The organism is Xenorhabdus sp. SGI240, from assembly GCF_040081915.1.
Lineage (GTDB): Bacteria > Pseudomonadota > Gammaproteobacteria > Enterobacterales > Enterobacteriaceae > Xenorhabdus > Xenorhabdus bakwenae.
This window is the reverse complement of record NZ_JBEBMB010000115.1, coordinates 1-1817: the sequence shown is the minus strand read 5'-3', so window position 1 is coordinate 1817 and position 1817 is coordinate 1. Positions and strand designations below refer to the sequence as shown.

3 protein-coding genes are annotated in these 1817 nt (G+C 47.3%); all 3 read left to right on the top strand.

The features are described 5' to 3' along the window. The coding region (locus ABLA76_RS16530; RefSeq protein ID WP_348988762.1) for an antitermination protein at nt 1–424 on the top strand (424 nt) is incomplete at its 5' end. 213 nt (nt 425–637) lie between these two features. Further along, nucleotides 638–838 carry a hypothetical protein gene (locus tag ABLA76_RS16525; RefSeq protein ID WP_348988761.1) on the top strand — a complete coding sequence of 67 codons (201 nt, stop codon included), beginning with the start codon at nt 638–640 and terminating at the stop codon, nt 836–838. A 107-nt stretch (nt 839–945) separates the two neighbouring features. Beyond that, nucleotides 946–1817, top strand: an 872-nt coding sequence (locus ABLA76_RS16520) for a DNA methyltransferase (RefSeq protein WP_348988760.1), incomplete at its 3' end; no start/stop codon positions are given.

Genomic DNA, 1817 nt, shown 5'->3' with positions numbered 1-1817 from the left:
TAAGGGGTTAATCAAAAATCAGCAGTTATCGGGTGCAAAATTCTATCGGGCGAAAGTTTTAGGTAACTACGGTTATTGTGAGTCAGATCCTCAATATGAAGCGGTCGAAGTACTGTGCCAGAAATGCAACGGGAAAGGCATTCTGTCAAATCGTTGTCGCTGCAAGGGGCGTGGCTTGGTGCTTAATGAGGAACAGACAGCATTGCAGGGTACACCCGTTCATAAAATTTGCCCGCGATGTTCGGGACGGGGATACAGCAAAGTGCCTTCGTCGGTGGCTTATACCGCAGTTAAGGCACTGGTTCCAGCATTAACTCAATCGTCATGGTCTCGCAACTGGAAGCCATTTTATCAAAAGCTGGTGGAGAAGTGTTACGCGGAGGAAGAACGGGCGGAAGAGGTATTTAATGAAGTGACGAAATAAACTGTTTATGTCATCGACAATATTTGCATTTTGCATAAAGTTGACGTAGTATCTTCAAATAGTGGGAACTTGTAACTATACTCACTACGAATTTTCAGACCTCGCACTCGCGGGGTTTTTTTATACCTGAAATAAACATAAGACTTGCTGTTGCTATCGGTCAGAGTTACATGTGTGTTTATGCACAATAACTGACCAAAGGTTTAAATTATCATGCTAAAACATGACGATATGACAACAGCAGCCGCCTGCGTTTTAGAAACCGTGCCCTTGTATGACTGGGCGTCTGTTTCCGATATTTCCACCCTGACGGGGCTATCCACGCCACGTTGCCAATTAATGTTAACTCAATTTTGTCTGGCTGGCCTGATGGAAAGCCGGGACGACGACACGTTTTTCAAACGTTGCCCCTGATGGGGTAATGCCTTAAGCGGTGAAATGAACGGCGGGTGGATTCGTAGCACTCGCCTTTCCTGTCGCTTTCCGGAGAGCCAGTCAGCGTCGATTTCGGGAAGGATATTGTGAATTTAAGTGGTATCACATTAATTAACGACGACTCGCTAAATTTTATCAAAACGTTACCGGACAATTACATCGACCTAATAGCCACTGACCCGCCGTACTTTCGCGTGAAAGACTGTAGCTGGGATAATCAGTGGTCAGATGCCACGGCTTACCTTGCGTGGCTGGATGAACTGCTGGCCGAGTTCTGGCGGGTACTGAAACCGAACGGCAGCCTGTATATGTTTTGCGGTTCCCGTCTGGCCTCTGATACGGAATTGCTGGTACGGGAACGGTTTAACGTGTTGAACCATATTATCTGGGCGAAACCGTCTGGCCCGTGGCGCAGACAGAACAAAGAAAGCCTGCGGATGTATTTTCCGGCCACCGAACGCATTATTTTTGCTGAACATTATCAGGGACCCTATCACCCGAAAGGCGATGGTTATTTCCGCCAATGCCGGGAACTGAAACAATCGGTATTTAAACCGCTGATAGATTACTTCCGTGATGCCCGAAAAGTGTTAGGCATCACGGCGAAAGAGATTCACGCAGCAACTGGTAAGCAGATGGCCAATCACTGGTTTAATGACAGCCAGTGGCAGTTACCCAGTGAAACTGACTATCAAAAGTTACAGGCACTGTTTGACCGTATCGCCAACGAAAAACACCAGCGCGGCGAACTGAATAAGCCGTATTCTAATTTGGTGGAATCATACCTGTTTCTATCACGCCAGTATGATGAATTACGGCAGGAATACGGCTTAATGCGCCGTTCGTTCACGGTCACAGCCGCCGTGCCTTATACCGATGTCTGGCAGTTTGCGCCGGTACAATATTATCCAGGCAAACACCCGTGCGAAAAACCGGCTGACCTGATGGCACATATTAT